The 25,087-nt window shown below is 68.8% G+C and carries 21 protein-coding genes; 14 read left to right on the forward strand and 7 right to left on the reverse strand.

Features of this window, described 5'->3' with window-relative positions:
* Positions 1 to 23 precede the first annotated feature (23 nt).
* From ACWEWT_RS29105 to ACWEWT_RS29145, 9 genes are all read left to right on the forward strand, one after another.
* A complete protein-coding gene (locus ACWEWT_RS29105) occupies positions 24 to 1,349 on the forward strand; it encodes a bifunctional o-acetylhomoserine/o-acetylserine sulfhydrylase (RefSeq protein ID WP_452563708.1) in 1,326 nt (441 codons plus the stop codon).
* Positions 1,350 to 1,520: 171 nt separating this feature from the next.
* The gene (locus tag ACWEWT_RS29110) at positions 1,521 to 1,949 is read left to right on the forward strand and encodes a hypothetical protein (RefSeq protein ID WP_452563710.1); all 429 of its coding nucleotides are present in this window, start codon (positions 1,521 to 1,523) and stop codon (positions 1,947 to 1,949) included.
* Positions 1,950 to 2,551: 602 nt separating this feature from the next.
* The gene (locus ACWEWT_RS29115) at positions 2,552 to 2,659 is read left to right on the forward strand and encodes a potassium-transporting ATPase (protein WP_452563712.1); all 108 of its coding nucleotides are present in this window, start codon (positions 2,552 to 2,554) and stop codon (positions 2,657 to 2,659) included.
* Entirely contained in the window at positions 2,656 to 2,745 is a 90-nt protein-coding gene (locus ACWEWT_RS29120; RefSeq protein WP_452563714.1) for a potassium-transporting ATPase subunit F, read from the forward strand. Before ACWEWT_RS29115 ends, ACWEWT_RS29120 begins: the two co-directional genes overlap by 4 nt.
* Positions 2,746 to 4,416: a potassium-transporting ATPase subunit KdpA gene (kdpA, locus tag ACWEWT_RS29125; RefSeq protein WP_452563715.1), complete on the forward strand. Its 1,671-nt coding sequence runs from the start codon at positions 2,746 to 2,748 to the stop codon at positions 4,414 to 4,416. It begins immediately after the preceding gene.
* Positions 4,416 to 6,563, forward strand: coding sequence for a potassium-transporting ATPase subunit KdpB (kdpB, locus tag ACWEWT_RS29130; RefSeq protein ID WP_452563717.1), 2,148 nt, complete (start codon positions 4,416 to 4,418; stop codon positions 6,561 to 6,563). Before kdpA ends, kdpB begins: the two co-directional genes overlap by 1 nt.
* A gap of 1 nt (position 6,564) precedes the next feature.
* The gene (locus tag ACWEWT_RS29135; protein WP_452563719.1) at positions 6,565 to 7,509 is read left to right on the forward strand and encodes a potassium-transporting ATPase subunit C; all 945 of its coding nucleotides are present in this window, start codon (positions 6,565 to 6,567) and stop codon (positions 7,507 to 7,509) included.
* 26 nt (positions 7,510 to 7,535) lie between these two features.
* A complete protein-coding gene (locus tag ACWEWT_RS29140; protein ID WP_452563722.1) occupies positions 7,536 to 10,082 on the forward strand; it encodes an ATP-binding protein in 2,547 nt (848 codons plus the stop codon).
* Complete coding sequence (locus ACWEWT_RS29145; protein ID WP_452563724.1) at positions 10,082 to 10,801, forward strand: response regulator; 720 nt, start codon at positions 10,082 to 10,084, stop codon at positions 10,799 to 10,801. Before ACWEWT_RS29140 ends, ACWEWT_RS29145 begins: the two co-directional genes overlap by 1 nt.
* Before the next feature lie 158 nt (positions 10,802 to 10,959).
* Here the strand turns inward: ACWEWT_RS29145 and ACWEWT_RS29150 are convergent, their stop codons facing one another.
* Positions 10,960 to 12,783, reverse strand: a complete 1,824-nt coding sequence (locus ACWEWT_RS29150) for an alkyl/aryl-sulfatase (RefSeq protein ID WP_452563725.1) — start codon at positions 12,781 to 12,783, stop codon at positions 10,960 to 10,962.
* A 286-nt stretch (positions 12,784 to 13,069) separates the two neighbouring features.
* Between ACWEWT_RS29150 and ACWEWT_RS29155 the strand changes: the two genes are divergently transcribed.
* Positions 13,070 to 13,300: a lipopolysaccharide assembly protein LapA domain-containing protein gene (locus tag ACWEWT_RS29155; protein WP_452563727.1), complete on the forward strand. Its 231-nt coding sequence runs from the start codon at positions 13,070 to 13,072 to the stop codon at positions 13,298 to 13,300.
* Positions 13,301 to 13,343: 43 nt separating this feature from the next.
* On the opposite strand, the gene ACWEWT_RS29160 is transcribed toward ACWEWT_RS29155, so the two are convergent.
* The 5 genes from ACWEWT_RS29160 to ACWEWT_RS29180 all read right to left on the reverse strand — a co-directional run bounded on the left by ACWEWT_RS29160 (position 13,344) and on the right by ACWEWT_RS29180 (position 17,986).
* Complete coding sequence (locus ACWEWT_RS29160) at positions 13,344 to 15,041, reverse strand: SulP family inorganic anion transporter (protein ID WP_452563764.1); 1,698 nt, start codon at positions 15,039 to 15,041, stop codon at positions 13,344 to 13,346.
* Between the two features lie 59 nt (positions 15,042 to 15,100).
* A complete protein-coding gene (locus ACWEWT_RS29165) occupies positions 15,101 to 15,760 on the reverse strand; it encodes a GAP family protein (RefSeq protein ID WP_452563728.1) in 660 nt (219 codons plus the stop codon).
* A 169-nt stretch (positions 15,761 to 15,929) separates the two neighbouring features.
* Complete coding sequence (locus ACWEWT_RS29170) at positions 15,930 to 16,358, reverse strand: DUF7144 family membrane protein (RefSeq protein ID WP_452563730.1); 429 nt, start codon at positions 16,356 to 16,358, stop codon at positions 15,930 to 15,932.
* A gap of 84 nt (positions 16,359 to 16,442) precedes the next feature.
* Positions 16,443 to 17,615, reverse strand: a complete 1,173-nt coding sequence (locus ACWEWT_RS29175; protein ID WP_452563732.1) for an AI-2E family transporter — start codon at positions 17,613 to 17,615, stop codon at positions 16,443 to 16,445.
* Positions 17,612 to 17,986, reverse strand: coding sequence for an SHOCT domain-containing protein (locus tag ACWEWT_RS29180; RefSeq protein WP_452563734.1), 375 nt, complete (start codon positions 17,984 to 17,986; stop codon positions 17,612 to 17,614). Before ACWEWT_RS29180 ends, ACWEWT_RS29175 begins: the two co-directional genes overlap by 4 nt.
* Positions 17,987 to 18,208: 222 nt before the next feature.
* Between ACWEWT_RS29180 and ACWEWT_RS29185 the strand changes: the two genes are divergently transcribed.
* From ACWEWT_RS29185 to ACWEWT_RS29195, 3 genes are all read left to right on the forward strand, one after another.
* Positions 18,209 to 20,842 (forward strand): LuxR C-terminal-related transcriptional regulator, encoded by a 2,634-nt coding sequence (locus ACWEWT_RS29185; protein WP_452563735.1) that lies wholly within the window; start codon positions 18,209 to 18,211, stop codon positions 20,840 to 20,842.
* A gap of 116 nt (positions 20,843 to 20,958) precedes the next feature.
* On the forward strand, positions 20,959 to 21,156 hold the full coding sequence (locus ACWEWT_RS29190; protein WP_452563736.1) for a hypothetical protein: 198 nt from the start codon (positions 20,959 to 20,961) through the stop codon (positions 21,154 to 21,156).
* Positions 21,157 to 21,426: 270 nt separating this feature from the next.
* The gene (locus ACWEWT_RS29195) at positions 21,427 to 22,299 is read left to right on the forward strand and encodes an aldo/keto reductase family oxidoreductase (RefSeq protein WP_452563738.1); all 873 of its coding nucleotides are present in this window, start codon (positions 21,427 to 21,429) and stop codon (positions 22,297 to 22,299) included.
* Between the two features lie 32 nt (positions 22,300 to 22,331).
* On the opposite strand, the gene ACWEWT_RS29200 is transcribed toward ACWEWT_RS29195, so the two are convergent.
* Positions 22,332 to 23,345: a polysaccharide deacetylase family protein gene (locus ACWEWT_RS29200; protein ID WP_452563739.1), complete on the reverse strand. Its 1,014-nt coding sequence runs from the start codon at positions 23,343 to 23,345 to the stop codon at positions 22,332 to 22,334.
* Between the two features lie 151 nt (positions 23,346 to 23,496).
* Between ACWEWT_RS29200 and ACWEWT_RS29205 the strand changes: the two genes are divergently transcribed.
* Positions 23,497 to 25,056, forward strand: coding sequence for a putative glycoside hydrolase (locus ACWEWT_RS29205; RefSeq protein ID WP_452563741.1), 1,560 nt, complete (start codon positions 23,497 to 23,499; stop codon positions 25,054 to 25,056).
* Positions 25,057 to 25,087 lie beyond the last annotated feature (31 nt).

Consider the following 25,087-nt stretch of genomic DNA (forward strand, 5'->3'; position numbering starts at 1 on the left):
CCCACCCAGAGGAGAGTTCCGAGATGACCGAACCCACCCCGCCGGCCGACCCGTCCGCCGGTTGGAGCTTCGAGACCAAGCAGATCCACGTCGGCCAGGATCCCGACGCGAGCACCAACGCCCGGGCCCTCCCGATCTACCAGACCACCTCCTACACCTTCCGCGATACCGCGCACGCGGCGGCACTGTTCGGGCTGGCGGAGCCGGGCAATATCTACACCCGGATCATGAACCCGACCCAGGACGCGGTGGAACAGCGGATCGCGGCACTCGAAGGCGGGGTGGCGGCGCTGCTGCTCTCCTCGGGACAGGCGGCGGAGACGCTGGCCATCCTGAACATCGCCGGCGCCGGTGACCACATCGTCTCCAGCCCCCGGCTCTACGGCGGCACCTACAACCTCTTCCACTACACCCTGCCCAAGCTGGGTATCGAGGTCTCCTTCGTCGACGATCCCGACAACCTCGACGAGTGGCGTGCGGCGGTCCGGCCGAACACCAAGGCCTTCTACGGCGAGACAGTGTCCAATCCGCAGAACCATATCTTCGATATCGCGGGGATCGCCGAGGTCGCGCATACCGCGGGTGTGCCGCTGATCGTGGACAACACGGTCGCGACCCCGTACCTGATCCAGCCGCTGGCGCACGGCGCCGATATCGTCGTCCACTCGGCCACGAAGTACCTCGGCGGCCACGGTGCGGCCATCGCCGGTGTGATCGTCGACGGCGGCACCTTCGACTGGACCGTCCGCGGCGCGGACGGCCCCCGCTTCCCCGGCTTCACCGAACCCGACCCCAGCTACCACGGTGCTGTATTCGCCGACCTCGGCGCCCCGGCCTACGCGCTCAAGGCACGGGTGCAGCTGCTGCGCGACCTCGGTACCGCGATCGCGCCCTTCAACGCCTTCCTGATCAGCCAGGGCCTGGAGACGCTGAGCCTGCGGGTGGAGCGGCATGTGCAGAACGCCCAGGCCGTCGCGGAGTTCCTCACCGAACAGCCCGGGGTCACCTCCGTGTCGTACGCGGGCCTGCCGTCCTCGCCCTGGTACGAGCGGGGTAAGCAGCTGGCACCCAAGGGCACCGGCGCGGTGGTCGGTTTCGAACTGGCCGGCGGCGTCGACGCGGGCAAGAAGTTCGTGGACGCGCTGACCCTGCACAGCCATGTCGCCAATATCGGTGATGTGCGTTCACTGGTCATCCACCCCGCCTCCACCACGCATTCCCAGCTGACACCGGACGAGCAGCTGAGCTCCGGGGTCACCCCGGGCCTGGTGCGCCTGGCGGTGGGTATCGAGGGTATCGACGATATCCTCGCCGATCTGCGTGCCGGCTTCGCCGCCGTGGCGGGCTGACGTCCGAAACGAGCTGTGCACGCAGGGGAGCCGGATCCGCCACCGAGCGGTCCGGCTCCTCTGCTGTTCCCCGGGGGTGCTCCCGGGCCTTCGACTCCGCGTAACGAGTGCTGATAGCAGAACGATCTCGAAGTGATCTACAGCACATAACAACGAGTCGAAGGGATTCTCATGAAGAGAGCCGGCATATGCGCGATCGTGCTGTCCACCGCGGTACTCGGCGGTTGCGGCCTACCGCAGTCCGAGGCACAGTCGCGCACCCCGGTCCCCGCTCCGGTGCCGGTCCAGATCACCAGCGTCGAACTGGCGCAACCCACCCCGGTGCCGCAGCCGGTCGCGACCGAGACCGCCGCGCGCGCCACGACCCGGGTACCGATGCCCGCGGTCGTCTGTATGAATCTGCAGGCGGCACAGGATCTGATCCAGACCGCGGGCGTGTTCTACTCGCGCAGTGAGGATGCCACCGGCCAGGGCCGCAGACAGGTGGTGGATCGCAACTGGGTCGTGGTGGGGCAGACCCCGATGGCCGGAGCGCTCATCGGAGAGGGTGACGCGGTGCTCTCGGTAGTGAAGGTCGGTGAACCGACCGACTGCTACTGACCCCATCCGGGCGTATCCGGCCGCCCTCCTTTCCGGGCGGCCGGATACGCCCACGCGATGATCGGCCCGCGTGGGCGCGGAGCCGGGTCAGATCGGGACGCAGGGGGTCCCGGACGAATACACGTGCAGGACACAGCGCACGGCCAGGATCACGGCCTGGACGAGCTCGATCGGGTGATAGGCGAACGGGTGCATCGACAGTCCTCCGTTGTGCGGGCCGAAGCCGATCCGGTCAGGTGACCATGCCGTACGCGATGCGTGCTCGCTACAGCGTGCCCTCCCGGCCCCGTGTCGCGCGCCGGTTCGGACGGACCCGTCCGCATAAACTTTCCGGAGCCACCGCCCCGGCCCCCGGCGACGGTGGGATCCACCGCTCGTCCCGGACGGGCCGGCCGGGTACGCGGTCGGCAGCACGGGGATTCCCGGCACGACCGATCGGCCGCGACAGGCGTCACATCGGCCGGGTGCTGTTCGCAAGGAAGGCGTCAATGCGGGGAACCGGCCCGTAAAGGACCCGTCAACGTCCCCGGTGACCGGGCGCGCTGCTCGTAATTTCGATCCGGTTCGGCAGCAGCGGCCGACCGGCTGCGCGGTGCTGCCCCATGTGTGCGGAAACGGAGGCGAGAGTGTCGATCCTGGCCTATCTCCTGGTCACGGTCGCGGTATTCGGTGTGCTCGGATTTGTACAGCGGATGGTGGAGCGATTGTGAACGTCGTCAATGCCGTGGGACTCGTCCTGGCCATATCGGTGACCGTGTTCCTGGTGGCCGCCCTGCTGTTTCCCGAGAGGTTCTGAGTGAGTACCACCACCGCGGGGGTCCTGTTCCTCGCTGCCCTGGTGATCGCGCTGGCGCTGGTACACGTTCCGCTCGGGGACTACATGTACCGCGTCTACACCCGCACCGGCCATGCTCGTATCGAACGCGGTATCTACCGTCTGATCGGCGCCGACCCCGATCGGGAACAGACCTGGGGCGGTTACGCCCGCAGCGCACTGGCGTTCTCGGCCATCGGTGTCGTCTTCCTGTACCTGCTGCTGCTCGTACAGGACAGGCTGCCGTTGGTCCCGGCCGATCCCGGTACACCGATGACGGCCGGGCTGGCCTGGAACACCGCCGTCAGTTTCGTCACCAACACCAACTGGCAGAACTATGCCGGTGAATCCACGCTCGGGCATCTGGCCCAGGCCGCCGGACTGTCGGTGCAGAATTTCGTCTCGGCCGCGGTCGGTATGGCCGTCGCGATGGCCTTCGTCCGGGGCTTCGTACGGTCGCGCACCGGTACGCTCGGCAATTTCTGGGTCGACCTGGTGCGCGGCACTCTGCGCATCCTGCTGCCGCTCGCCGTGGTCTCGGCGATCGCGCTCATCGCGGGCGGGGTGATCCAGAACCTGCACCTGCACGATCAGGTGGTCACGACGCTCGGTGGAGCCGAACAGACCCTGCCCGGCGGCCCGGTCGCCAGTCAGGAGGCCATCAAGAACCTGGGCACCAACGGTGGCGGTTTCTTCAACGCCAATGCCGCCCATCCGTTCGAGAACCCGGCCGCGTGGACCAACTGGCTGGAGATCTTCCTGCTGATGGTGATCGCGTTCTCGCTGCCCCGCACCTTCGGACGCATGGTCGGCAGTCCGAAGCAGGGCTACGCCGTCACCGCCGTCATGGGCGTACTGGCCTTGATCAGCATCGGGCTGGTCAACCTCTTCCAGCTCCAGCACCACGGCACCGTGCCGGCCGCGGTCGGCGCGGCGTCGGAAGGGGTGGAACAGCGCTTCGGCGTGGCGAATTCGGCGACCTTCGCGGCGGCCACCACGCTCACCTCCACCGGCGCCGTCGATTCGGCGCACGATTCCTACACCAGCCTCGGCGGCATGATGCTCATGTTCAATATGCAGCTGGGCGAAGTCGCGCCGGGCGGTGTGGGGTCGGGGCTGTACGGCCTGCTCGTGCTGGCGGTGATCACGGTGTTCGTGGCCGGGCTCATGGTCGGGCGCACCCCGGAATACCTCGGTAAGAAGATCACCCCGCGCGAGATCAAGCTCGCCGCCGGTTATTTCCTCGTCACACCGGTGATCGTGCTGACCGGTACCGCCCTCGCCATGGCCATGCCCGGACAACGCGCCTCCATGCTGAACTCCGGGCCGCACGGTCTCTCCGAGGTGCTCTACGCCTTCACCTCGGCCGCCAACAACAACGGTTCGGCGTTCGGCGGTCTCACCGGCAATACCGAATGGTTCAACACCGCGCTCGGGCTGGCCATGCTCCTGGGTCGTTTCCTGCCGCTGATCCTGGTCCTGGCCCTGGCCGGTTCCTTCGCCCGGCAGGGCACCACGCCCGCGTCCGAGGGAACGCTGCCCACTCATCGACCACAGTTCGTCGGCCTGGTCGTCGGCGTCACCCTGATCCTGGTCGCTCTCACCTTCCTGCCCGCGCTGGCGCTCGGGCCGCTCGCCGAAGGAATCCACTGATGTCCGCTCCCGTTCTGGAATCCGCCGGCGCACCGGGTGAATCCGCCGGAGGTGACAAGCGCGTCCGCGGAGGTCTGCTCGATCCCCGGATGCTGCTGATCTCGCTCCCCCAGGCATTGCGCAAACTCGACCCCCGGACCCTGTGGCGCAATCCGGTGATGTTCATCGTCGAGATCGGCGCCGTCTGGTCCACGGTGCTCGCGATCGCGGAGCCGAGCTTCTTCGCCTGGGCGATCGTGATGTGGCTGTGGCTGACCGTGGTGTTCGCCAATCTGGCCGAAGCGGTCGCCGAAGGCCGCGGTAAGGCACAGGCCGACACCCTGCGCAAGGCCAAGGCCGATACCGTCGCCCGGCGGTTGCCCGACTGGTCGCCGGGCACGACCGGTGTCGAGGAGGCGGTTCCGGCACCCGATCTGCGCCGCGGCGATCACGTCGTGGTGGAGGCGGGACAGGTGATCCCCGGCGACGGCGATGTGGTCGAGGGCATCGCCTCGGTGGACGAATCGGCCATCACCGGTGAATCCGCGCCGGTGATCCGGGAATCCGGGGGCGACCGGTCCGCGGTGACCGGTGGTACCACGGTGCTGTCCGACCGGATCGTCGTCCGGATCACCCAGGAGCCGGGGCAGAGCTTCATCGACAAGATGATCGCGCTGGTGGAGGGCGCGGCCCGGCAGAAGACACCCAACGAGATCGCGCTGAACATCCTGCTCGCGGCGCTGACCATCATCTTCGTGGTGGCGGTGGTGACCCTGCAGCCGCTGGCGATCTTCTCCAAGGCGAACAACCCCGGCATACCCGACGGTCTGGCACTGGGCACCCACGGTGTCACCGGGATCGTGCTGGTCTCGCTGCTGGTGTGCCTGATCCCGACCACGATCGGCGCCCTGCTGTCGGCGATCGGTATCGCGGGTATGGACCGGCTGGTGCAGCGCAATGTGCTGGCCATGTCGGGTCGCGCGGTGGAGGCGTCCGGGGATGTGAACACCCTGCTGCTCGACAAGACCGGCACCATCACGCTGGGTAACCGGCAGGCCGCGGCCTTCCTTCCGCTCACCGGGGTGGACGACGCGCGACTGGCCGACGCGGCGCAGTTGTCGAGTCTGGCCGACGAGACCCCCGAGGGACGTTCCATCGTCGTATACGCAAAACAGGTACACGGGCTGCGGGAACGCACACCTGGCGAACTGACCCACGCGCAGTGGGTGCCGTTCACCGCGGCCACCCGGATGTCGGGCGTGGATGTGGACGGGCACCAGTTGCGCAAGGGTGCGGCCAATTCGGTCGCCGAATGGATCCGCAGCCAGGGCGGTACGGTGCCGACCGAACTCGGCTCCGTCGTCGACGGGATCTCGGCGGCGGGCGGTACCCCGCTGGCGGTCGGCGAGATCCGGGACGGCGACGCCCGGGTACTCGGCGTCATCCACCTCAAGGATGTGGTGAAACAGGGGATGCGCGAGCGGTTCGCGGAAATGCGCCGCATGGGTATCCGCACCGTCATGATCACCGGTGACAATCCGCTCACCGCGCGGGCGATCGCCGACGAGGCCGGGGTCGACGATTTCCTCGCCGAGGCCACCCCGGAGGACAAACTCGCGCTGATCCGGCGGGAACAGGAGGGCGGCCGCCTGGTCGCGATGACCGGCGACGGTACCAACGACGCTCCGGCACTGGCCCAGGCCGATGTCGGGGTGGCGATGAACACCGGTACCTCGGCGGCCAAAGAGGCCGGGAACATGGTGGATCTGGATTCCGATCCGACCAAGCTGATCGAAATCGTCGAGATCGGTAAACAGCTGCTCATCACCCGCGGGGCGCTGACCACCTTCTCGATCGCCAACGATATCGCCAAATACTTCGCGATCATCCCGGCGCTGTTCGTCGGCCTGTTCCCGGGGCTGGACCTGCTGAACATCATGCGACTGGCCAGTCCGCAGTCCGCGATCCTGTCGGCGGTGATCTTCAACGCCCTGGTCATCGTCGCGCTCATCCCGCTGGCGCTACGCGGAGTGCAGTACACCCCGAGCAGCGCGTCGAGTCTGCTGAGCCGCAACCTGTCGGTCTACGGTCTGGGCGGGATCATCGCGCCGTTCCTCGGGATCAAACTCATCGATCTCTTCGTCCGATACCTCCCCGGGATGTCCTGATATGTCTCTGCGCGATCTGATCCGACAGCATCTCGCGGCGCTGCGTGCGCTGCTGGTGCTCACCGTGCTGACCGGCCTGCTCTATCCGGCCGGTATCTGGGCGGTGGGTCAACTGCCCGGACTGCACGACAAAGCGAACGGTTCGATCATCGAGGCCGACGGCCGGATGGTCGGCAGTGCGCTGATCGGCCAGTCCTTCACCGATGCCCAGGGTGCGCCGATCCCCTGGTACTTCCAGGGCCGGCCCTCTTCCGCCGGTGACGGCTACGACGCACTCGCCTCCGGCCCGGGCAATCTCGGCCCGGAGGATATCGTCGACACCCCCGCCGATCCGGCCCTGCCTACTACGGGCGCGGATCCGGAAACCGCCGGTTTCGCACCGAGCCTGCTCACCCGGGTCTGCACGCGCAGCCGCGAGATCGGCGAGCGGGAAGGTGTGGACGGCGCCCGGCCGTTCTGCACCCCCGGCGGTGTCGGCGCGGTGCTCTCGGTGCTGGGGACCTTCCACCACGACGGGACGGTGACGCCGGCGCGAGTGGTGAGTGTGAACGAACCGTGCCGGACCGGACGCGGCGCGCCGCCGGTGTTCCTGGCCGAATACCAGGGTGTCCGAGTCGAATGCGCCCGATACGGCGAGGACTACTCGGCCGGCCGGATCGTGCCGATCCCCGGTACCGCGCCCACCGACCCGGCGGTCCCGGCCGACGCGGTCACCGGCAGCGGTAGCGGACTGGACCCGGATATCTCCGTCGCCTACGCGGATATCCAGGTGAACCGGGTCGCCGCGGCCCGGGGGATCGACCCGGCCGTGGTGCGTGCGGCCGTCGCGGCGCACACCACGGGCCGCGAGCTCGGCTTCCTCGGTGAGCCGCGGGTGAACGTGCTCGAACTCAATCTCGATCTGGACGGCCGCTATCCGGCGCCGGCCACGGCGGGCGGCGAGTGACCCGTGCACGGTGACATGATGCGGACGTGAGCACCACACACGACCGCACCCCGGGTGAGCTGCGCATCTATCTCGGCGCGGCCCCCGGGGTCGGGAAAACGTACGCGATGCTGGGCGAGGCGCATCGCCGGCTCGGCCGGGGCCAGGACGTGGTGGCCGCGATCGTCGAGACGCACGGGCGCGCACAGACCGCGGAACTGCTCGAGGGCGTCGAACAGCTGCCCCGGATCGCGATCGCCTACCGCGGGACGGTGCAGTACGAACTGGATGTGGACGCGGTACTGCGGCGGCGACCGGAACTGGTACTCGTGGACGAACTCGCGCACACCAACACCCCGGGCAGCCGTAACCGGAAGCGCTACCAGGACGTACAGGAACTCATCGCGGCCGGTATCGATGTGGTGTCCACGGTGAACATCCAGCACCTCGAGGGTCTCAACGATGTGGTCGAGCAGATCACCGGTGTCGTGCAGCGCGAGACCGTACCCGACGCGGTGGTCCGGGCCGCCGACCAGATCGAACTCGTCGATATCACCCCGGAAGCCCTGCAGCGGCGGATCAGCCGCGGCAATGTGTACGCGGCGGACAAGGCCGATGCCGCACTCGCCCACTACTTCCGGCGCGGCAACCTCACCGCGCTGCGCGAACTGGCGCTGCTCTGGCTGGCCGACCAGGTCGACGCCGCGCTGGCGAAATACCGGGCCGACCATCGGATCACCGATACCTGGGAGGCCCGGGAGCGGGTGGTCGTGGCGGTCACCGGCGGCCGGGAATCGGAGACGCTGGTCCGGCGGGCGGGGCGGATCGCGGCCAAATCCAGTGCCGAACTACTCGTCGTCCACGTGGTGCGCGGCGACGGGCTGACCGGGGTGGCCGCGCCGCAGATGGCGGCGGTCCGCGAGCTGGCCACGCATCTCGGGGCCGAATTGCATACGGTGGTCGGCGACGATGTGCCCGTCGCGCTGCTCGATTTCGCCCGGACGGTCAACGCCACCCAGCTCGTACTCGGCACCTCCCGGCGCTCCCGCTGGGCGCGGATGTTCGACGAGGGCATCGGCGCGGAGGTGGTGCAGCGGTCCGGCAAGATCGATGTCCATATGGTCACCCACGAGGCGGCGGGGCGGCGGCGCCGCCGACGCCGGCCGCGGCCCCGGTTGCGCCGCACGGCGGCCTGGGTCGCCGCGTTCGTCGTACCTTCGGCGATCTCGGCACTGCTGGCGACCTGGCTGGACCGCTATCTCGATCTGGTGAGCGAGAGCGCGCTGTACTTCGTCGCGGTACTGGCCGTGGCGCTGTTCGGCGGTGTACTGCCCGCGATCGCCGCCGCGCTGCTGGCCGGGCTGCTGCTCAATGTCCTGTTCACCGACCCCCGCTACAGCATCACCATCCAGGAGCCGAACAATTTCCTGCCCGCGGTGCTGTTGCTCGTCGTCGCGGTCGCGGTGGCGGTCCTGGTCGATACCGCCGCGCGGCGGGCCGAACAGGCCGGACAGGCATCCCGGGAGGCCGAACTGCTCACCCTGTTCGCGGGTTCGGTCCTGCACGGCAGTGATCTGCCCGCACTCCTGGACCGGCTGCGCCAGACCTACAACCAGCGCGCGGTCAGCCTGCGCCATCACACCGACGGCGTGATCGCGGCCGTGGGCGACGACCCGCCGGAACGGGCCGATACCGCCGATACCGCGGTGGAGGTACGCGACGGCGACTACTGGCTGCTCCTGGGCGGACCCACCCTGCGGGCCCGGGACCGGCGCGTACTGGAGGCCGTTGCCAATCAGGCCGTCGGGTTGGTCCAGCAGCGGCAACTCGCCGCGGAGGCCAACCAGGCGGCGGCGCTCGCCGAGGCCGACCGATTGCGCCGCGATCTGCTCTCCGCGGTGAGTCACGATCTGCGGACGCCGCTGGCCGGGGTCAAAGCCGCCATCTCGAGCCTGCGCTCCGACGATGTGGAGTTCTCCCCCGAGGACCGCGCCGAACTACTGGCCACGGTGGAGGAGTCGGCGGATCAGCTGACCTCGCTGGTCGGCAATCTTCTCGACTCGTCACGGCTGGCCGCGGGGGTGGTGCGGCCGCGGCTGCGACCGGTCTACCTGGACGAAGTGGTGCATCGGGCGCTGGTCAGTGTGGGGGTCAGCCCGCGCGGCGCCCGCCGCGGGGCCCTGGAACGGGTCACGGTGGCGGTGGGGCCGACAGCGGTCCGGGCCGACCCCGATCTCCTCGAGCGGGTACTGGCCAACCTCGTCGACAACGCGCTGCGCTACGGCGCGGAATCTCCGGTCAAGGTGGATGCCACCACGGTGGACGGGCAGGTGGTCGTCCGGGTCGTCGATCACGGGCCCGGGCTACCGGGCACCGATCCCGAGCGGGTTTTCGACCAGTTCCAGCAACTCGGCGACCGCGACAACACCAGCGGGCTGGGCCTGGGGCTCTCGGTGGTGCGCGGATTCGCGGTCGCCATGGGCGGTTCGGTCAGCGCCGAGCCGACACCCGGCGGTGGTTTGACCGTAACCGTCGAACTCGCGGACGCGACCGGTAACGTCGGCGACGAACCGCTGCCTACGGAGGTGTCGTGATGAAGACCGCGCCGGAGCACGGGCAGGAGCCGGGACCGCATCCGACCGTTCTGGTGGTCGACGACGAACCGCAGATCCTGCGCGCCATGCGGATCAACCTGTCGGTGCGCGGATACGAGGTGGTGACCGCGTCCACCGGCTCGGGCGCGTTGCGCGCGGCCACCGAACGCCGGCCCGACGCGGTGGTGCTGGATCTGGGACTGCCCGATATCGACGGTATCGAGGTGCTGGCGGGATTGCGCGGGTGGACCCGGGTGCCGGTGATCGTGCTCTCCGCCCGCACCGATTCGGCCGACAAAGTGGACGCACTCGACGCCGGCGCCGACGACTACATCACCAAACCGTTCGGTATGGACGAGTTCCTGGCCCGGTTGCGCGCGGCACTGCGGCGCGCGGCGGCCTCGGTGGAAACCGACGAACCGGTGGTGGTGACCGATTCGTTCACCGTCGACCTGTCCGCGAAGAAGGTCGTCAAGGGCGGCGCCGAAGTGCACCTGACCCCCACCGAATGGGGCGTGCTGGAGATGCTGGTCCGCAACCGCGGAAAACTGGTGGGCCGCACCGAACTGCTGCGCGAGGTCTGGGGTCCGGCCTACCAGACCGAGACCCATTATCTGCGGGTCTATCTCGCCCAGTTGCGCCGCAAACTGGAGGACGATCCGTCCCACCCCAGACATCTGCTGACCGAACCGGGTATGGGGCACCGGTTCCGGCAGTAGTGCCGGGGCGGGCTACATCTCGCCGGGCCGCCCGGTGGCGCCCGCCTGCCGCGTGCGAGGTGCCGCATGCGCCACCGGCGGACTTCCGCTCGCCACGTTGCCGGACCGGACCGGATGCGGGCCGCCGAAACGCCGCGGGTGGCACGCGGTCGTATCGCTCACGGGGTGACGATGGGGAACTGTGGGTCCGGCGCGTCCAGCAGTCCGATGAAGGTATCGAGCAGGCTCCGGTCACCGGTGATCGTCACACCGTCGAACCCGGCTCCGCTCACCGCCTGCAGTAACTGCACTTTGGTGAGCGTCAGCGTGAGGTCCGCGGATCCGGCGGCGGGAGCCTCCGGTGACGGGGAGCGATGGGTCAACGCGCCGTTGGACAGCGTGATGCGGTGAACGGTGTTCTCGTCCGTCAGCTCCCAGTCCATGGTGAAATCGACCGCTGCGGCGCGCAGCCCGTCGACCCGCACCGCCAGCGAGTCGATGATCATCTCCAGGGTCAGCGCGGTCATCATCTCGGGGCTCGCCGACTGGATCGGCGTGGGACTCGGGCCCTTCCGCAGCTCCTGCGCACCGGTCAGGAAGAAGTTGCGCCAGGTGCCGTTCTCGGCGCCGTGGCCGAGCCGGTCGTAGACCTGCGCGAGCGTGTCTTTGGCACCGTCGTGGCCGGGGTCGGCGAAAACCGCGTGGTTGAGCAGGGTCGCGGCGAACCGGAGGTCGCCGGCCTCGGCGTATTCGCGCCCCTTCGCCACCAGCGCCTCGACCCCGCCGTAGTCGGCCGCGTACCGCTGTGCCTGCGCGACGGGCGGATGCTCCCACAGATGGGCCGGATTACCGTCGTACCAGCCCATGTACCGCTGATAGATCGCTTTGACGTTATGGCTGGTCGAACCGTAGTAGCCGCGGTTGGCCCAGATCTTGTCCAGCGCGGGCGGGAATTCGAACCGTTCGGCGATCTCCGTCCCGGTGTAGCCCTCGTTGGTCAGGCGCAGCGTCTGATCGTGCAGGTAGGCGTACATATCACGCTGGTCGGCCAGCCATCCGGTCCAGTTCTCCCGGCCCCAGGTGGGCCAGTGGTGCGAGGCGAACGCGACATCGGCCCGGTCGCCGAACCGGGCGATGGCCTCGTCGAGATACCGGGCCCAGACCCGGGAATCGCGGACCACCGCGCCGCGCAGCGTCAGCACATTGTGCATATTGTGGGTCGCGTTCTCGGCCATACAGAGGGCCCGACGCTCGGGGAACAGGAAATTCATCTCCGCCGGTGCTTCGGTGCCCGGGGTGAGCTGGAAGACCATCCGAACCCCGTCGATCTCCTCCTCCTGACCCGTATGCGTGATGTCTACGGTGGGCGGGATCAGCGTGATGGTGCCGGTGGAGGTCGTCATACCCAATCCGGCACCGATCTGGCCGTCGGGCGCCTTCGGCAGCACCGCCCCGTACATGAAGACGGCGCGGCGGTTCATGGCATTGCCCGCGTAGACGTTCTCGCTCACCGCGTGTTCCAGGAAACCGGCGGGAGCCAGGATGGGCACCGGCGGGTGCCCTTCCGGCACCGCGGCCCGCGCCCCCGCGAAATGGTCAGCGTGCGAATGGGTGTAGATCATGCCGGTGACCGGCCGGTCGCCGCGCTGCGCGCGATACAGGGCCAGGCCCGCGGCCGCCGTCTCCACCGAGAGCAAGGGGTCGATCACGATGACACCCTCGCGCCCTTCGACGAGCGTCATATTCGACAGGTCCAGGTTCCGAATCTGATAGATCCCCTCGGTGACCTGGAACAGCCCCTGTTTGTTGCAGAGCTGGCCCTGCCGCCACAGGCTGGGGTTCGCGGTGGCCGGGCAGTCGCCGTCGAGGAATTCGTAGGCGCCGATGTCGTAGACCACCCGGCCGTCGGCGGCTGTCACCACCGGTGGATCGAGTTCGGCCATGAACCCGCGCGTCGCGTTGCCGAAGTCGGCGGTGTCGTCGAAGTCCAGCTCTGCGGTCATCGTTACCTCGCGATCTCTCGGCGGGCCTACCGTTCCCGGTGCGGGTGATCGCTCCCCGCCGCCGCGCACGCCGGTCGCGCGTGCACAGGTGGCGGTGCGGGCACACCGGCATCGTCCACGCTAGGTACGGCCGCCGGACGCTGGATCACCTGCGGCGGGTGAACACCTTCCGCACCGGACCCGCCCGCCCCGGCCGCACGACTCATCCCCCGCGGGTGATGCCGGAGACGCGCCTACGCTGGAGACTGCACAGTATTCCGATAATGCGACCTCCCGGAGGACCGCGATGACCGAACGCGCACCCAAGCCGTCACTGCTGTCTCGGATCACCGTGAACCAGTGGCTGGCCCTGGCCCTGACCGTCGTCGCCGTGATCTTCATCATCGAGAACCGCGACCATGTGGAGATCAATTTCCTGCCGGTCACGGTGAGTTCGCCGATGTGGCTGATCCTGCTGATCATGTTCCTGATCGGTCTGGTGGCCGGCCTGCTGATCCGGCGGCGCGGCCGGCACTGATCCACCGTCACCGCTCCCCTGCTCCGCGGATCGGACGCTCGAATCACCCGTGTTCCGCCGCAGGGTGCCGCGGCCCCGAACCCTGCTGCTCGTCTTCCACAGCGGCGGCTACGGTCGGGTATACCGGAATCCGCGCGGTGCCCGGGTCCGCAGCCACCAGTTCATCGCCGAACTGCCCGATGGAACGCGCGATCCGGAAGTCCACCCGGCGGCGCGCGAGGGTATCGCGCAGATCGACCAGCATCGCCGCCGCGGTCACATCGATCACCGGTGAAGTTTCGGCGTCCAGTACGACCCGCCGGGTGCGCTCGGTACACATCTGCTGGATCCGGCGCCGGACGTTGTCGGCGTTGACGAAGTACAGTCCCGATTCCACCCGCACGACCAGTACATCCGGGCGCGGGGCGAGTCCCGGGTGCCGGGCCGTGTCCAGCCACAGCGGTCCCTGCGGAGCGAGAGCCGCGATATGCGGCTGCGAGGTGCGGTAGACCAGCAGCACCAGGGCGATACCGATACCGATCAGCAGGCCGGGCAGGGTGCCGAAACAGAGCACACCCAGCAGCGCGGCCACCGCCGCGATGAAATCGGCACGGGCGGCCTTCCCGTAGATCCCGCCCAGCCATTGCGACCACACCCGGTACAGCCGGCGCAAGGCCGCGATATCGACCAGCTCGATCACCGCGGCGATCACCACGGCGGCCAGTGTCGCCTTGGGCAGTTGTTCGAACATCCCGGTGAGGAACAGCAGCGTCAGTACCGTCAGCGCGGCCACCACCAGCCCGCTGACCTGCGACTTGGCCCCGGCGGATCCGTTCACCGCGGTTTTCGACAGACTCCCGTTCACGACCATCCCGGAGAAGAATCCGGCCCCGAGGTTGGCGGCGCCCAGGCCGAGCAGTTCGCGGTTCGGATCCACTTCGTATCCCGCCTTGGCGGCATAGGTTTTCGCGGCGCCCAATCCCTCGGCGAACCCGATCAGCAGCACGCCGACGGCGGGGCCGAGCAGATCCAGATAGTCGGGTAGCGCGAGGCCCGCGGGCAGGCCCGGTACGGGCATCCCGGATTCGATGGGCCCGACTATCTCGACGCCTTTCTCGTCCAAGTCGAGCAGGGTGACCACCAGGATCCCGCCCAGCACCGCCAGCAGGGACCCGGGAACGAGCGGGAGCCAGCGTTTCACGGCCAGTACCAGTGCCAGGCTCAGCCCGCCGATCAGCAGCGTGCGCCACTCGCTGTCGCCGAGATGGGTCAGCACACCCCAGGCCTGATCGAAGAAATCGCCGTCGTGTTTCCCGATACCGAGCAGCTCGGGCACCTGGCCGACGATGATGACCAGCGCCAGCCCGATGATGAAACCTTTGAGCACCGGCTCGGAGATGAACGAGGCGACGAAGCCGAGCCGCAGGAACCCGGCCAGCAGCCCGGCCACCCCGGTCGCGATCGCCAGCGCGGTGGTGAGCGCCAGATACCGCCCGCCGTCGGCCCCGGCCAGTGGTGTGACCAGCGCGGCCGACAGCGCCGCCGTCGCCGACATCGGCCCGACCACGAGATGCCGGGAACTGCCGGCCAGTGCGTAGAGCACCAGCGAGGGCACCGCGGCACAGAGCCCGACCACCGGCGCGACACCGGCGATGGTCGCGTACGCCAGTGCCTCCGGCACCAGCACCGCCCAGACGGTGAGACCGGCGACCACATCGGGACGCAGCCAACTCCGCCGATACCCGTGCAACGAGGGGAACAGCGCACCGCCCAGCGCCCGGAGCGCGCCGGGCCGGCCGGATCCCGGAGCACCCGTGCCGCTCACAGGCCACCGAGGCCTTTGCCCAGAACTACCGCGCCCATCACCAGCAGCACGATCGCCATCACCATATGGTTGTTCGCCGCGAGCCAGGCCCGCGCGCGGTCGAGTGTGCCGCGCACCCGGTCGGCCGCGACGGCGTAGCCGAGGACGACGCCCAGCACGCTGGCGGCGGCGAGCACCGTGAATACGACCCCGGCGAAGATCCGCGCACCCACCCCGAGTCCGCTCGCGCCGACCGCCACCCCCGCGGCAGCGCACAGCAGCAGATTCTTCGGGTTCACCGCCGCGAGAGCGGCACCGAGCAGGACCGCCCTACCCGCGGTCAGCGAATCGATCCCGCGCATCCACCCGGGTTCGGCGGTATCGGCACGGTGGCGCCACTGGACGACGGCCACCGCCAGCAACAAAAGACCCAGCGCCACCTCGAGCCACGCCGCGGCCGCACCGGGCTCGGTATCGGCGGACAGCCCGAGCACCGCGGCGAGAACGGCGAATATCGCGGTGGCGAGCGCGATACCAGCGGTCCAGCCGACGGCGAAACCGCCCGCCGCCGCGGACGCGTTCTTCGACAGGATCATCAGCATGGCCGCCACGAGCGGTATCGGTGAAATCGAGACCCCGACCGCCAAGGGGAGGAGATCACCGATCACTGTGCCCATCCGGCCACGGTAGGGCCGGGCCGGGCCGGATCTCGTCATGCGTGCCGGGTGAGATCCGGGCGCCTGCGGCCGGCCTCCGATACAGCGCGACGAACACATCCGGCACCACCGGCCCGGACAGCGCGGTACCCGGCGGCCGGGCCGCCGGGTACCGCGCCGGACACAGTGCTCAGGTCTGCGGCCGCCAGGTGGCGATCGCCCAGATCACCACGATGTTCAACGCGATGATCAGAATCGACCACCACGGGTAGTAGGGCAGCCACAGGAAATTCGCGAGAATGGACAGTGCGGCGATACCGATGGCCAGACCGCGTCCCCAGGAAGTGCCCGTCAGCAATCCGAGCGCGCTGATGATCAGTACGGCACCGATCGCGATATGGATCCAGCCCCAGGTCGTGACGTCGAATCGGTAGACGTAGTCGATACCGACGACGAACAGTTCGTCCTCGGCCACCGCGGATATCCCCTCCAGGACCGACAGCACACCGACGGTCAGCAGCAGGATCGCGGCGGCGATAGAGGTACCGGCGGCGACCCCCTGCCGCAGCGGGGCGCGGCCGCCGGAGGTCCCGGCCGCCGGGTCGGGTGCTGTTGTCATCTCCACTCCTTCCGAGCGCAGGTGTTTGTCGACTCTCGCGTGGGCGGCGGCCGGTTCACCTCACCCGTCCCGGGTGAACCCCGGTCACGATGCCGGGTCGGCGGCCGGAGCCTCGTCCTCGGAATCGGAATCCGGTGGCCGATCGCTGATGAGCACATCCATCCAGCGCGTCGACGGATCGATATCGAACAGCAGGGCCTTGGCCAGCAGGGTGAGCGGAATGGCCAGCAGGGCCCCGAGCGCGCCCAGCACCCAGGACCAGAAGACCAGGGAGAGGAAGGTGACCGTCACACTGAGGCCGACCGCGTCACCCACGTACTTCGGCTGGATCACCGACTGCACCACCACGTTGAACACGCAGTACAGCACGATCACCCACACCATCTTCGTCCACCCGCCGTCGAGGAGGGCCAGCAACGCGGGCGGGATCAACCCGATCACGAATCCGATGTTCGGGATGTAGTTGGTGATGAACGACAGCAGACCCCACAGGATCGGGAACGGGACCGCCAGCAGCCACAGCGCCGCACCATCGAGTACTGCCACGATGAGCCCGAAAACCGTCGAGACGATGAGGTATTTCCGGGTGCCGGCCGCGAAGGTGCTCAGCGCGTGCGAGATATCGGGACGCATCCCCGCCACCGCACTCATCCGGCGGCCGATGGTCATCCCGTCGAACGCCATGAACAGCAGCAGGGCCAGTACGAAGAGCAGATTCGAGAAAACACCGGCGAGTTCGCGCAGCGCGGATTCGAGTACCCCGACCAGATTGCCGAAATCGAAGCCGCTCAGCGCCTGCTCTATCCGGTCCTGGTCCACGTTCACTTGCTCCATCAGGGAGCGGACCTGATCGAACAGCGAGGAGAACTGCGCGGAGTAGTCCGGTAGCGCGGTCGCCAGCTGGGCGGCCGACAGTGCCATCGCGGCGACCAGACCCAGCAGCACCAGATACACCACCGCCAGCGCCGCGAGCATGCCCAGCCAGGCGGGCCTGCCGCGCCGCTGCATCCGGGTCTGGATGGGTTGGGCCGCGATCGCGAACATCAGCGCCAGGAACACCGGGCCGAGCACACCGGAGAACGCTTTGGCCCCGGTGACGGCCACGACGGTGGCCGCCGCGACGAGCAGCACGATCAATCCGCGGGGGATGGCCCACTGCACCGCGCCGGTGTGCTCCGGCGCCGGCTCACCGGGCTCCGGCGTCGCCTCGCCTCGCTCCGGCGTGGACTCGTCCGCACCGGAGGCCGGACCGGTCACGACAAAGCCTTGGCCTTGAGTCGCTCGAATTCGGTCTCGGTGATGGTGCCCTCGGCGAGCAGCCGCTTCGCGTCGGCGATCTGCGCCGCCGGATTGGTCCCGGCGGTGTGCTGGATGTACTTCTGCTGCGCCGCCTCGACCCGCTCGGCCTCGGCGGCCGTGCGTTCGGTCATCCCCCGGCCGCGCACGATCAGGTACACCAGCGAGGCGAGCAGCGGCAGCACGATGAGCAGCACCACCCAGATCGCCTTGATCCAGCCCGAGGTCTGCTTGTCCCGGAACAGGTCACCGATGATGTAGAAGAGCAGCAGCAGATAGGCGACGAACGCGAAACTCACGATAACCAGCCAGAGTGCTTCCCAGAAGGACATGGCCCACCTCGTTCGCATCGTATACAGGAGTCCCCGGGTGCCGGTGACCCTTTCACGCTATGGCTGCCACGGGCCCGGACGGCTCACCCGATCCGGATGATTTCGACCGGATACGCCCTGGTAACAGGTTGGTTCACGACCCGCTGCGAGCCCTCGGGGCTCCGGTAGGCTGCGGCCGAGTGCGTGCTAGTGCTGTTTCGGACGACGTCTTCGGGAGGCACCGTGACCACTTCGCCAACACTGGATCTCACCGGCCGCTCCGTACCGCGATCCCGGGCCCGATCTCCGATCCCGGTATTCCCCTTCGCGCCCGTGTCCCGGCCGCAATTGCATTCGATGCTGGATGCGGTGGTCGACGGCGGCAACGGTGGGGTCCTGCTGATCTGTGGCGCCGTGGGGATCGGCAAAACCGTGGCCGTCGCGGAATGGGCCGCGCGGCAGTTGCCGCGCACCCATCACGACACGCGGATCGCCTGGGTCACGATCCGCGAACAGACCGCGCTCTGGCCGCAGCTGCGATCGTGCCTGGGCAATTCCGGACCGGGCACCGGGCAGCCGGCGGCCGGCGTCGGTGAGGCCGAGGCCGTGATCGCCGCGCTCGCCGACGATCCCGTGCCGACAGTGCTCGTCCTCGACGACGCCCATCTGATCACCGACCCGCTCGCGCTCGCCGGGCTCGAATACTTCCTGCAGTACGCTCCGCCGACGGTGACGACAGTGGTGTGCGCGCGATTCGATCCCCCGATCCGGTGGCATCTACTGGAACTGCATTCCCGGCTCACCCGGTGGACCGCTGCCGACCTCGCCTTGTCGCCGGAGGACGTCGCCGGGCTCTGCGGTGAGCACGGCTGCGACCTCGATCCGGAATCGCTGCGGACCCTGATGTCGCTCACCGAGGGCTGGGCCGCGCTGGTCCGGATCGCCGCGATCTATCTCGCCGCACACGACGACGACCACACCGGCGCCCTGACCGCACTCGCCCGGCCGCCGCACGCGTTCACCGATCTGCTGGTCGGCGAACTCATCGATACCCTCTCGCCGGCGCTGCGCCAGTTCCTGACCTGCACCAGCATCCCGGAGGAGTTCACCGAGGAACTCGCCGACGCCATGGTCGGCGGCGGTTCGGCGCACTGGCTCTACGAACTCGACCGGATCAATTTCCCGATGACCGCGCAGACCCGGGACGGCAAGGTCTGGCACACCTACCATCCGATGCTGCGCGCCTATTTTCTCGCCGAGGCCAACCGGCTGGGTGCGGACCTGTGCTCGGATCTACGGCTGCGGGCCGCGCGGCAACTCATGTCGGCCGGCGAGTTGCGCTCCGCGCTACCGCATCTGCTCACCGTGGCCGACCATCGGCCCCTGGCCGGTTTCCTGGCCGAGCACGCGCTGGCGCTGGTGTTCGCCGGTGACGGGGAGACGCTGTTCGACGCGCTGGCGGAGACGGCGCCGGATGTGCTGGCCGACCCGTATCTGCGGTTGCTGCAGGTCACCGACGCGCTACTGCACGGTGACAGCGGTTCGGCCCAGGCCTACCGGGACAGCGCCCGGCTGCTCGCCGACGACGATCCGGTCTCGCTGGCGGGCCCCTATCGCCTCGAAGCACTCACCACCGCGGTCGACGCGGAACTGGCGGTGGCCGCCGGCAGCGCCACGGAACCCGGAGTCTTCCCGGACCGGATGCCGCCCACCGACCGTCCGGACCTCGACGGCTACCTCGCGGTGACCACCGGAACCGCGCTGGCGCTGCGCGGTGAGATCGCCCGCGGCGAGGAACGATTACGGATCGCGTTGGCCCGCACCCGGTCGCGCTGCCATCCCCGGCTGCGGCTGATCGCGGTGACCCGGCTCGCGGTCACCGCGGGACTGGCCGGATCGATCACGACCATGCGACAGCGCGCCGAACGGGCCTGCGCCATCGCGCGCGACCACGACCTGCTGGATCTACCGGAAACCGTGCACGCTACCGCCCTGGAGGCCTACGGCGCCTATCTCCAGGGCACCGAACCGCAGCCCGGGCATATCCGGATCCTGTGCGCCGAGCACATCCGCCGCGACGGCACTCCGGGCCCGGTGGCGGGCTGGCTACCGCATGTGGTGGGCAGCCTGCTGGATTGTCATCATTCGGCCGACCGCGGCGCCGCCGCGGAACGGCTGCGGCGCAGTATCGGACGGCTCCTCGACGCCGATCCGCCGCCGGTGCTCAGCAGCGGTCTGCTCAGTGCCGCGGTATGGGCGCTGCTGGGGGCGGGCGAGATCGGGACAGCACAGCAGTTGACCGAACGCGCGCGCACCGTCCTGGGCCGCACCCCCGATACGGTGCTGGCCGGTGCGGCGCTCACCGCGGTCACCGGTAACCACCACGGCGTGGTTCTGCAGGTCGAACCCTTGCTGACCGCGACTCCCGGACTGCATCCGGTCACCCAGCTGACCAGCTGGCTGCTCTACGCCCGGGCCCACTATCAGCTGGGCAACGACTCCAAGACCCGTGAAGCCGTCGACAACGGTCTGTGCATCGCCGCCACGCACCGGATCACCCGGCCCTTCTTCGATGTTCCCGGCACCATCGAACTGCTCGACTACTACGCGGGATGCTTCGGCCACCGCAGTGCGTTCGCCGATTCGGTGCGCGCCGGGCACCAGGCGCACCGGCGGATCGACCATCCCGCGCTCACCGCGACCGAGCTGACGATCCTGCGCCAGCTGCCCTCCGGCCGGACCACCCAGCACATCGCCGACGATCTCGGTGTTTCCATCAACACCGTGAAGACCCATATGCGCGGGATCTACGCCAAACTCGGCACCAGCTCCCGGATGGAGACGCTGCAGGAGGCGCGCCGCACCGGTCTGCTCTGAGACGGCGGCAAGCTTCACCCGGTGCGGACGATGTGCCGGGCCACGGTTGCGGCGCAGACTCGAATTCTCCGCGACGGCATCGGCTGTCGGAGGTCCGCACGAGGCAGGAGACGGCGATGCGATACCAGTTCACCATCGACGGCGAACTCTCCGAACGCGCGCTCGCCGCCTTCCCCGAGCTCAACGGTGACTGCGGCCAGGGCACCACCGTGCTGTCCGGTCCGCTCACCGATCCCACCGGTGTCCGTGCGGTGCTGGCCCGGATCGACAATCTCGGGCTCACCATGCTCGAAATGCGCCGCCTCCCGGACTGAGGACCGGCCGGCCGGCGAAGATCGCGCGACGCGGGTCGAGACGGGTGAGCGAGGCACCCGGATGCGGTCGACGGCTCGCGCACGCATCCCGGGAAGGCCTCGAACTCCGTCTTCGCCCGTGCCTTCTCGGTGTCCGCGGCCGGCACCGGCATCAGCGCACCGGTGGGTGGCTTACGCACTTTCGAGTGCCTACTCCCCATACCGAAGTAGCTCTCCGATAATCAATCGGGATGCCGTAAGCGCCACTACCGCACGAGGAAAGGCACCACCGTGAACACCTCCACCACCTCCCTACCGGGCGGTACCTGGACTCTGGGCGACTCCACTGTCACCCGGTTCGGTTACGGCGCGATGCAACTCGCGGGGCCCTGGGTCATGGGACCGCCCGCCGACCACCGCGAAGCCCTGGCGGTGCTGCGCGAGGCCGTCGACCTCGGGATCACCCATATCGACACCAGCGACGCCTACGGGCCGTACCTCACCAACGAGCTGATCCGTGAAGCACTGCACCCCTATCCGGAGTCGCTGTTCATCGCCACCAAGGTCGGCGCGAACCGGGACACCCGGGGCGGCTGGCCTCCGGCACGGCGACCCGAAGACCTGCGCAAGCAGGTTCACGAGAACCTCCAGCGTCTCGGTGTCGAAACACTCGACCTGGTCAACCTGCGCATGGGCGATGCCGAAGGTCCCCGGCCCGGATCGCTCGCCGAGGCATTCGGCACACTCGTCGAACTCCGGCACGAGGGCCTGATCCGGCACCTCGGGGTCAGCAACGTCACCGAGGAGCAGATCGCCGAGGCACGGGGGATCGCGCCGATCGTATGTGTGCAGAACATGTACAACCTCGCCCACCGTCACGACGACGACCTCATCGACCGCCTCGCCGCCGACACCATCGCCTACGTGCCGTTCTTCCCGCTCGGCGGCTTCACACCACTGCAGTCGGAGGCACTCTCGAAGGTCGCCGCCCGGGTGGGCGCCACACCGATGTCCGTGGCGCCGGCCTGGTTGCTGCAGCGCTCACCGAACATCCTGCTCATTCCCGGCACTTCGTCGACCGCACATCTGCGCGAGAACATCGCCGGTGCGGGGCTCGTGCTCGCCGAGGAAGATCTGGCCGAACTGGACAGTATCGGCCGCTGAGCGATAACGGCTACGCCGCGACTCACCGCCCGTCAGTACGGGACCGCCCGTTCGGCCCAGCGCGGGGCGAGGTCACCGGCCGAACCGCGGGGGAACGAGATCCGCTGGGCGTCGCCGTCGGAGGTGAAACGGGTCCCGGGGTTCGCCGCGAGTTCGTCGAGCCAATACGCCGAATCGAACGGAACCCGGCCGAGACCGGACCGGATACGGGGTACGGCGCCGGGATCCACCGCACCGAACGGTGAGGGCGCCGGGTTCGCCCCGACCAGCATCACCGCCTCGAACCGATAGGGTGTGCCACCCCAGGTACCCGCGCGGGCGAGACCCGGGTCGGCGGGGGAAGAGCCGAGCGGTAGTGCCATCGTGCGCACCTCGGTACCCGGTGCGGCGGCACCGATCTCCGCCACGTTCTGCGCCAGCTCGCGTTGTACGCCGGCGGGGTCCAGCGATCCGAGGTCCGGATGGGTGGCGGTATGCGCGCCGATCTCGTAGCCGTGCCGGGCCAGCCACGGCAGTGCCCGCGGGTCGCCGCCGAACGGTTCGCCGGTGACGTAGAAGGTCGCCCGGGCCGGGAAATCCGGATGCCGGGCCGCGAACTCCTCCAGCACGCCCACCGCGCTGTCCGGAGCGGGTACGCCGGCGGCGGTGAAACGCAACTGACTGGTCGTGGAATCGTCGAAGGTGAGCACCACCGGATGTGTTCCCGCCGGTATGTCCACGACTCCGGCCGCGTACTGCGCGGCCGTGATCGGGCGGTACCCCTCACGATGGAGGCGGTCGAGTTCCGCGCGGAACTCGGCGGGAGTCTGGTCGTACTCGCCCTCGGGCCGCGCCACCACCTGGTGGTACATGAGGATCGGGACACTGCCGAGTTCGTCGGCGCCGACGGCGGCCGGGTCGGGCGGAGGCGGTGTGGTCACCGGCGGTGGGGCGGGTGCCGCCGCCGGTGGCGGCGCCGCGTCGGGTGCTCCGCCGCAGGCAGTGGCCGTGCCGAGCACCAGCGCGGATACGACCGCCCGTACGAGAACTTCCGGGAATCGCACCATCGCCCGAATGTTACGTGCCGACAACGATTTACGTCTCGTCTCCGGGAAAGAGATTGAGAACCGCGCGAACTGTCCATATTGACGGGACAGTGTTCGTGGGAGTTGATGCGTTGTGCTCATGCGGTTCCGGGCGGCCGATCGAAAGCGGTTGGTGGCCTTGGCCTTTGGTGTCCTGTTGGCAGTACTGCTGGTCGCGGCCGGGATCGGGGCCGGACGATCTCCGGCCCCGGCGCTCCCGCTGACCGGCCTCCCCCCGGGCCCCGTGGGCGCCGGCACCCTGCGTGATCTGGCCCTGCGGGTGGACGCCACCGGACACGATCCGCACGCGGTGCAGATCACGGTGGACGGTTCGGCGGTCACCGGCCGGGTGGAGGGCGACACCGTGGTCTACCGCCCCGAGGGCCTGACCGACGGTGAACACACCTTCACCGCCGAGATCCCGGTCGGCGGACCCCTGGGCTGGTTGCGCGACGGACCCGCCGCCACGGCGACGTTCACCGTCGACACCACCGCACCGCACCTCGAGGTCACCCCGCCGGAGGCCGCGACGTCCTATCGCGATCCGGTCACCGTCCGGGGCCGGGCACCGGACGCCACCCGGGTCTCGATCGGCGCGACGACGGTGACCCCCGCGGCGGACGGCAGCTTCGAGGCCGAACTACCGCACCACCCGTCCGGCTCCGCGGTGGTCGCGGTCGACGCCGCGGGTAACGAGACGAGCCGGGAACTGGCCGCGGGTATCGATCTACCGCGGATGCGCGCGGTACACGTCACCGCGCACGCCTGGTCGCACGACGGTATGCGGGAATCCGTCCTGAACATGGCCCGGCAGGGCCGGATCGATACCGTCCAGCTCGATATCAAGGATGAGGACGGCGTCGTCGGCTACGACTCGAAGGTCCCGCTGGCCCGCAGCACCGGCGCCGCCACCCCGATCTACCGGGCCCGTGACGCACTGCGGCAGTTGCACGAGATGGGTGTGCAGGTGGTGGGCCGGATCGTGGCGTTCCGCGATCCCACCCTCGCGAGCTGGGCCTGGCACAACGGACGGCCCGACTGGGTGGTCCAGAACCCGGCCGGGCAGCCCTACTCCAGTCACTACGGCGCGATCGCGTTCACCAATTTCGCCCATCCCGAAGTGCGCGGATACAATATCGCGCTGGCCGTGGAGGCCGGCGAACTGGGCTTCGACGGGATCATGTACGACTATGTCCGCCGGCCCGACGGCAGCCTGTCGAGTATGAAATTCCCCGGCCTCACCGGACCGGCGACCAAGGCGGTGGCGAACTTCCTGGGCGAAGCCCGGGAACCGGTGCACGCGGCCGGTGCCCATCTCGGCGCGGCGGTATACGGTATCGCCGCCTCCCGGCCCGACCAGATCGCCCAGGACATCGGGCTCATCGCGCACCGGGTGGATTTCGTGGCACCGATGATCTATCCCTCGCACTGGGGTCCCGGGGAGTACGGCGTGGCGGATCCGGACAACCAGCCCTACGACATCGTGGTGGCGTCACTCCGCGATTTCCAGACCGTGACCGAAGGCACGAACGCGAAGGTGATCCCGTGGCTCCAGGACTTCAGCCTCGGCGCGGATTACGGAGACGCCCAGGTCAGAGCCCAGATCGATGCCACCTATCGAACCGGTATCGACAGTTTCTTCCTGTGGAACCCGGCGGTGACCTACCACGAGGGGGCACTGGACCCGAAGTGATGCGATACCTCCGCCTTCGTTGCGGCCTCCG

Source organism: Nocardia sp. NPDC003963, from assembly GCF_053605105.1.